The sequence below is a fragment of the Stenotrophomonas sp. STEN018 genome, assembly GCF_056760235.1.
In genome coordinates this window covers 61,964-69,198 of the sequence record NZ_JBRREK010000029.1, presented here as the reverse complement: position 1 = coordinate 69,198, position 7,235 = coordinate 61,964, and the positions used below count along the sequence as shown (strand labels likewise).

Annotated in this window: 4 protein-coding genes and 4 tRNA genes; all 8 read right to left on the bottom strand. The window is 61.9% G+C overall.

The window, feature by feature from the left end; all coding sequences use genetic code 11:
* Positions 1-210: 210 nt before the first annotated feature.
* The 8 genes from ACVOMB_RS12645 to clpX all read right to left on the bottom strand — a co-directional run bounded on the left by ACVOMB_RS12645 (position 211) and on the right by clpX (position 7,158).
* Positions 211-2,172 carry a peptidyl-prolyl cis-trans isomerase gene (locus tag ACVOMB_RS12645; RefSeq protein ID WP_481531493.1) on the bottom strand — a complete coding sequence of 654 codons (1,962 nt, stop codon included), beginning with the start codon at positions 2,170-2,172 and terminating at the stop codon, positions 211-213.
* Positions 2,173-2,299: 127 nt separating this feature from the next.
* Positions 2,300-2,376 (bottom strand) — tRNA-Asp (locus ACVOMB_RS12640).
* 62 nt (positions 2,377-2,438) lie between these two features.
* Positions 2,439-2,515 (bottom strand) — tRNA-Asp (locus ACVOMB_RS12635).
* 83 nt (positions 2,516-2,598) lie between these two features.
* Positions 2,599-2,675 (bottom strand) — tRNA-Asp (locus ACVOMB_RS12630).
* 31 nt (positions 2,676-2,706) lie between these two features.
* Positions 2,707-2,781 (bottom strand) — tRNA-Val (locus ACVOMB_RS12625).
* Positions 2,782-2,793: 12 nt separating this feature from the next.
* Entirely contained in the window at positions 2,794-3,066 is a 273-nt protein-coding gene (locus tag ACVOMB_RS12620; protein ID WP_481513476.1) for an HU family DNA-binding protein, read from the bottom strand.
* 205 nt (positions 3,067-3,271) lie between these two features.
* Positions 3,272-5,731, bottom strand: a complete 2,460-nt coding sequence (gene lon, locus ACVOMB_RS12615; protein ID WP_481531492.1) for an endopeptidase La — start codon at positions 5,729-5,731, stop codon at positions 3,272-3,274.
* 137 nt (positions 5,732-5,868) lie between these two features.
* Positions 5,869-7,158: an ATP-dependent Clp protease ATP-binding subunit ClpX gene (gene clpX, locus ACVOMB_RS12610; protein WP_481531491.1), complete on the bottom strand. Its 1,290-nt coding sequence runs from the start codon at positions 7,156-7,158 to the stop codon at positions 5,869-5,871.
* Between the last annotated feature and the right edge of the window lie 77 nt (positions 7,159-7,235).

Sequence of the window (7,235 nt, the reverse complement as noted above, 5' to 3'; positions counted from 1 at the left end):
CCCCCCCCCTCCGCCCCGCCCCGCCCCCCCCCCCCCCCCCCCCCCCCCCCCCCCCCCCCCACCCCCCCCCCCCCCCCCCCCCCCCCCCCCCCCCCCCCACTACCGGTGCTGCTGGCTGTATCGGTAACGCCTCTGCCGAGCATGGCTCGGCACTACACCCAGAAAAAAGCCCGGCTTTCGCCGGGCTCTTGTTTGTTGCTGCTCAGTTGATCAGAGCTGGGATTCCTGCACCTGCACCTTGTAGCGCTTGCGCATGCCGTCGACATAAGCCTTGGCTGCAGCGGCGCCGTCGATCTGGCTCAGCTGGTCCTTGAGCATGGCCTGCTGCGCTTCCGGCACTTCGGCCGGGTTGCCCGGGGTCACCTTGGTGACCGCGAACACGGCATAGCGGCCCGGCTCCATCTCGACCTTGCCATAGCTGGGCTTGTCGCCGACCGGAGCCGCTGCGGTGAACGCAGCGCGGTTGGCTTCAGCGGTCGGCATCGGCGCGGTGCGCGGCAGGCCCGGGATCGGCAGCAACTGCAGCTGCTCGGAACCAGCCAGTGCCTGCAGGGTCTCACCTGCATTCAACTTGGCCAGCAACGCGTCAGCAGCCTTCTTCGAGGCTTCTTCGGCACGGTGCGCGCGCACCGCTGCAATCACCTGCTCACGCGCCTGTGCAAGCGGAATCGCCTGCTCCGGGGTGTGTGCGGTAACGCGGACCATGACCGTGTGGTTCGGCGCCAGCTCGATCGGATCGCTGACCGTGCCGTCTTCCTTCAGTGCGTCGGAGAACACAGCCTTCAGCACCGCCGGATTGGCGGCGATACCGCTGGCGGTGGTGCGGCCGAACGGGCCCAGGGTCTGCACCGGCAAGCCAACTTCCTTGGCAGCACCAGCCAGTTCGGTCGGGTTCTTGTAAACCAGATCCACCAGGCGACTGCTCAGCTCATTGAATGCCTTCTCGGTATCGGCCTGCAGCTGTTCGGCAGCCAGCTGATCACGTACTTCCTCGAACGGACGGCCTTCGCCACCCTTGATCTCGCGCAGCTTCAGCACGTGGTAACCGAACTCGGTCTTGACCGGGCCAACCACGTCACCGGCCTTCATGGCGAACAGCGCGTCTTCGAACGGCTTGACCATCACGCCCTTCTCAACCCATCCCAGGTCGCCACCGGAATCCTTGGAGCCCGGATCTTCCGAGTTGGCCTTGGCCAGTGCGGCGAAATCAGCACCCGGCTGCTTGGCTTCTGCTGCCAGCTTGGCGGCCTTGGCCTCGGCTGCCTTCTCATCGCTGCCCTTGGCAATCAGGATGTGCGAAGCCAGACGCTGGTCGGCGCTGACAAAACGCGCCTTCTCGTCTTCATAGCGCTGGCGCAGGGTGGCCTCATTGGCGGCGGTGGCTGCCGGCATGCTGGCAGCATTGAGCTCGACGTATTCGATGGTGACGCTTTCCGGCTGGCGGAAGTCCTTCGGATGCGCCTTGTACCACTGGTCGATCTCGGCATCCGTGACCGCTGCGGTATCAGGCGCAACGACCGGCAACAGTGCGAACTCCACATCGCGGGTTTCGCCCAACAGCTTCAGCAGACGTTCGCTTTCGCCCTTGGTGGTGAAACCCGACTCGGCCAGTGCCGAGGGAATGATCGACTGCTGCAGGCTGGAACGCACCAGCTGTTCGAACATGGCCGGCGTACGCGGCGGCATGCTCTGCGCCAGCGCCAGACGGTACTGGTCCGGATCGAACTTGCCGTCCTTCTGGAACGCAGGGATCGCAGCGATGTAGTCGCGCACGGCCTTGTCGCCGATGACGATATGCGCGTCTTCGGCAGCCAGGCGCACCACCTGCTCGTCGATCAGCTGATCGAGCACGAGGCGCTTGTTTTCCGCGGTTTCAAATTCGCGCGGGTCGAAGTTGTCGCCCTGCTGCTCACGCGCCTGCATGCGTGCCTGTTCAAAACGGGCACGGAAGTCCTCGACGCTGACTTCGTGGTGGTTCCACAGGAACGACATCGGCCACCAGGAAGGTGCCGAGGTCCACCACGACGGCGGGGCCGACACTTTGGCAACGTTCTGTGCGCCGACGCCACCGAGGTAGCTGTTGTCGATCACAAACAGGAACGGGATCATCAACAGGCCCATGATCACCGTAACGATCCAGCCTGAGGTCTTGTCGCGAAGTTTCTGCAGCATGGGCAAATCGAGGCCTGAGTGGCGAGCCGGGCAGTTTAACCCGCTTCCTGCCCCGCGCCCAACTCGGCCGCTGCCAATAGCGGGCCAAAAAAAAGCCCCCGGCTTGAGCCGAGGGCTTTGAGACATCTGGCGGAGCGGACGGGACTCGAACCCGCGACCTCCGGCGTGACAGGCCAGCATTCTAACCAACTGAACTACCGCTCCACATTTGACTCGACCACCACCGGTTGCCCGGGGCGCGCGCTCCGAAAAGCGACTTGATTAAATGGCGGAGCGGACGGGACTCGAACCCGCGACCTCCGGCGTGACAGGCCAGCATTCTAACCAACTGAACTACCGCTCCACATTTAATTTTTTAGTTTCCCCTCCCTCCTGTGGAGTTTGAGAAAACAAGGCCCCCGATTTTGTCAGGGGCCAATTTGAAACTGGCGGAGCGGACGGGACTCGAACCCGCGACCTCCGGCGTGACAGGCCAGCATTCTAACCAACTGAACTACCGCTCCACACTTTCAAACTGTACTGCAATGCTTAACTTGGTGGGTGCTGAGGGTTTCGAACCCCCGACCCTCTCCGTGTAAGGGAGACGCTCTACCGCTGAGCTAAGCACCCCAGCTGAGCCGCTTAGTTTACAGCGTCTTTCAGAGCTTTACCAGCCTTGAAGGCAGGATTTTTTGCAGCAGCGATTTTGATCTCTTCGCCGGTCTTCGGGTTACGGCCGGTGCGCGCAGCGCGCTCACGAACCTGGAACGTACCGAAGCCCACCAGAGTCACGGCCTCACCCTTCTTCAGGGCCTTGGTGATCTCGGCGATGACGGCATCAACCGCACGGCCAGCTTCAGCCTTGGTCAGGTCAGCAGCACCGGCAACGCCATCAATCAATTCGGTCTTGTTCATTCTGTAAAACTCCCTTTGCGGTAATCCGCGGAATTATTGAGTGGCACCCGTACGTCCCCAAGACGCACGACTGCCGAAGAACCTGCAAACACGCCAGCAAAAAACTACTGCTGCGTGAGTCGCACTTTTATACCAGCGCCCCCCTACCCGCGCAAGCTGAAAAGCCTTTAATGACGCGGGTTTTGAGGGGTTTTACGTTCACATTTCAGTGCTTGACGCGGGCCGTGGGAGCTGCCTTCGCCTTGCCGCGAACTGCGACACGCTGCGCACTTTTGCCTGCTTTCTTCGGCGCCAGCGGTGTTGCCAGCGCGATATCCAGCACTTCGTCGATCCACTTCACCGGCACGATGGTCAGGTCGCGGGTGACATTGGCCGGGATATCCACCAGATCCTTGCGGTTCTCTTCGGGGATGATCACGGTACGGATGCCGCCGCGCAGCGCGGCCAGCAGCTTCTCCTTCAGACCGCCAATTGCGGTAACCCGACCACGCAGGGTGATCTCACCGGTCATCGCCACTTCGGCTTTGACCGGCACCTTGGTCAACGTGGACACCAGCGAGGTCACCATCGCGATGCCAGCACTGGGACCGTCCTTCGGGGTGGCGCCATCGGGCACATGCAGGTGGACGTCGTGCTTCTGCAGGAAATCCACGTCGATGCCCAGCGATTCGGCGCGTGCACGCACCACCGACAAGGCCGCCGTCGCCGACTCCTTCATCACGTTGCCAAGCTGGCCAGTAAGCGTCACCGCACCCTTGCCCGGAATCAGCGTCGACTCGACCTGCAGCAGTTCGCCGCCGACTTCGGTCCAGGCCAAGCCAGTGACCAGGCCGATCTCGTTTTCTTCCTCGGCACGGCCGAAGTCGAAACGCTGCACGCCCAGGTACTTGTCCAGGTTCTTCGCATCCACAACCACCAAGGCCTTCGGCTTCTTGGCCGACTTCTTGGCGGCAGCCTTCTTCACCGGCTGCGGGCCGGCCAGGGCAATCTCCTTCACTACCTTGCGGCAGATCTTGGCGATCTCGCGCTCGAGGTTACGCACGCCGGATTCGCGCGTGTAATAACGCACGATGCCGCGGATGGCATCTTCTTCGATCGCCAGCTCTTCAGCCTTCAGGCCATTGGCCTTGAGCTGCTTGCTCAGCAGGTAACGCATGGCGATGTTGAGCTTTTCATCCTCGGTGTAACCCGGGATGCGGATCACTTCCATACGGTCCAGCAACGGGCCCGGAATGTTCAGCGAATTGGAGGTGGCCACGAACATCACTTCGCTCAGGTCCAGATCGACCTCGAGGTAATGATCGTTGAAAGCGTTGTTCTGTTCCGGGTCCAGCACTTCAAGCAGGGCCGAGGACGGATCGCCACGGAAGTCCATCGACATCTTGTCGATCTCATCCAGTACGAACAACGGGTTCTTGCTGCCGACCTTGTTGAGGTTCTGCACGATGCGGCCCGGCATGGAACCGACATAGGTACGGCGATGACCACGGATCTCAGCCTCGTCGCGCACGCCGCCCAGGCTCATGCGCACGAACTTGCGGTTGGTGGCCTTGGCGATGGACTGACCCAAGGAGGTCTTGCCCACGCCCGGCGGCCCGACCAGGCACAGGATCGGACCCTTCATCTGCTTCACGCGCGCCTGCACGGCAAGGTACTCAAGGATGCGATCCTTGACCTTGTCCAAACCGTAATGGTCGGCGTCCAGCGTGTCCTGGGCGACCTTCAGATCCTTGCGAACCTTCGTGCGCTTCTTCCACGGCACGCCCAGCAGCCACTCAAGATAGTTGCGCACAACAGCGGCTTCGGCCGACATCGGCGACATCTGCTTGAGCTTGTTGAGCTCGTTCTTGGCCTTGGTCTCGACCGGCTTGGGCATGCCAGCTTCGGCGATCTTGCGTGCCAGTTCTTCCATCTCACCCGGCGCTTCATCCAGGTCACCCAGTTCTTTCTGGATGGCCTTCATCTGCTCGTTGAGGTAGTACTCGCGCTGGCTCTTTTCCATCTGCGATTTGACGCGGCCGCGGATGCGCTTTTCCATCTGCTGCACGTCGATTTCGCCATCGACCAGACCGACCAGCATTTCCAGCCTGTCGCCGACCTGCAGGATTTCCAGCAGCTTCTGCTTGTCGGCCAGACGCACGCCGATATGCGCGGCGATGGTGTCGGCCAGGCGCGCCGGCTCCTCGATGCCGGCCAGGGTCTGCAACAGCTCCGGCGGCAACTTGCGGTTGGTTTTGACGTACTGCTCGAACAGCGACATCAGCGAACGGGCAATCGCCTCGATCTCACGCGGCTCGCGCGAATCGTCCGATTCGATCTCCACGCCGTGGCCCTGCAGCGAGCCGTCTTTTTCGTAAACCTTGTCCACGGCAACGCGCGACAGGCCTTCGACCAGCACCTTGATGGTGCCGTCGGGCAGCTTCAGCAATTGCAGCACCTGCGCCAGGGTGCCGACGGTGTACAGGTCGGCGGCCGCCGGATCGTCGGTTTCGGCAGACTTCTGCGCAAGCAACAGGATGCGCTTGTCGGCCTCCATCGCGCGCTCCAGCGCCTGCATGGACTTGTCGCGGCCCACGAACAGAGGGATGACCATGTGCGGGAACACCACCACGTCGCGCAGCGGCAGGACCGGCAGGTCGAGAACTTCGAGTTGGGACTGGGCCATGGGGGCTCCGAGATTCGGTGGAGGCTAAATAAAAAAGCCGATGGCCCCGTTATGGGGCCATCGGCGAGGTGTTGCAAGAGCTGTTGAAAGCTGAACGTGATCGGCGAAACCGCCTATTCACCTCAGCTCGCCCGGGTTTACTCGCCAGAGGCGGTTTTAACCGGTTCTGCCGGGGTCTGGTAGACGATGTACGGCTCGGATTTGTTCTCGATGACCGACTCGTCCACGACAACCTTGCTGACGTTTTCCTGCGAGGGCAGCTCGTACATGGTGTCCAGCAGCACCGACTCGACGATGGTGCGCAGGCCACGGGCGCCGGTCTTGCGCTTGAGCGCCTTCTTGGCGATGGCCGACAGCGCATCGGGACGGAACTCCAGCTCCACGCCCTCCATCTCGAACAGCTTCTTGAACTGCTTGGTGATGGCGTTCTTGGGCTCGGTCAGGATCTGGATCAGGGCCGGCTCGTCCAGTTCTTCCAGGGTCGCAACCACCGGCAGGCGGCCAACGAACTCCGGAATCAGGCCGAACTTGATCAGGTCTTCCGGCTCGACTTCGGCCAGCACCTTGCCAATTTCCTGCTTGCGCTCGGCACTCTTCACCTTGGCACCGAAACCAATGCTGCTGGTGGCGGTGGAACGGGCCTGGATCACCTTGTCCAGACCGGCGAACGCGCCGCCGCAGATGAACAGGATGTTCTTGGTGTCCACCTGCAGGAATTCCTGCTGCGGGTGCTTGCGCCCGCCCTGCGGCGGAACGCTGGCCACAGTGCCTTCGATCAGCTTCAGCAGGGCCTGCTGTACGCCTTCGCCGGACACATCGCGGGTGATCGACGGGTTCTCGCTCTTCCGCGAGATCTTGTCGATTTCATCGATGTAGACGATGCCCTGCTGCGCCTTCTCGACGTCGTAGTCGCACTTCTGCAGCAGCTTCTGGATGATGTTTTCCACATCCTCACCCACGTAACCGGCTTCGGTCAGGGTGGTCGCATCGGCCATGGTGAACGGCACGTTGAGCAGGCGCGCCAGCGTTTCGGCCAGCAGCGTCTTGCCCGAACCGGTCGGGCCGACCAGCAGGATGTTGGACTTGGACAGCTCGACGTCGTCGCTCTTGGAACGGCTCTCGATACGCTTGTAGTGGTTGTACACCGCCACCGCCAGCGTGCGCTTGGCGCGGTTCTGGCCAATCACGTACTGGTCGAGCACCTCGAGGATCTCGCGCGGCTTGGGCAGCGAACTGCGCGCCGACTGCGCCTTTTCCTCAAGTTCCTCACGGATGATGTCGTTGCACAGCTCCACGCATTCATCACAGATGAACACGCTCGGGCCTGCGATCAGCTTACGAACTTCGTGCTGACTCTTGCCGCAGAACGAGCAGTACAGAATCTTGCCACTGCTGTCCCCGGTACGACCTTGCCGGTCTTCGCTCATGCTTCGCTTACCCAGTTGCTTCCCCCTCTGAACAGGGGGTTCAAATTCGAGAATAGCACAGGGCCGGAGGGACACCA

What these genes read in the sequence shown, in the direction of transcription:
- clpX (WP_481531491.1), bottom strand. Translation starts at nt 7,158, where the DNA reads ATGAGCGAAGACCGGCAAGGTCGTACCGGGGACAGCAGTGGCAAGATT.
- lon (WP_481531492.1), bottom strand. Translation starts at nt 5,731, where the DNA reads ATGGCCCAGTCCCAACTCGAAGTTCTCGACCTGCCGGTCCTGCCGCTG.
- ACVOMB_RS12645 (WP_481531493.1), bottom strand. Translation starts at nt 2,172, where the DNA reads ATGCTGCAGAAACTTCGCGACAAGACCTCAGGCTGGATCGTTACGGTG.
- ACVOMB_RS12620 (WP_481513476.1), bottom strand. Translation starts at nt 3,066, where the DNA reads ATGAACAAGACCGAATTGATTGATGGCGTTGCCGGTGCTGCTGACCTG.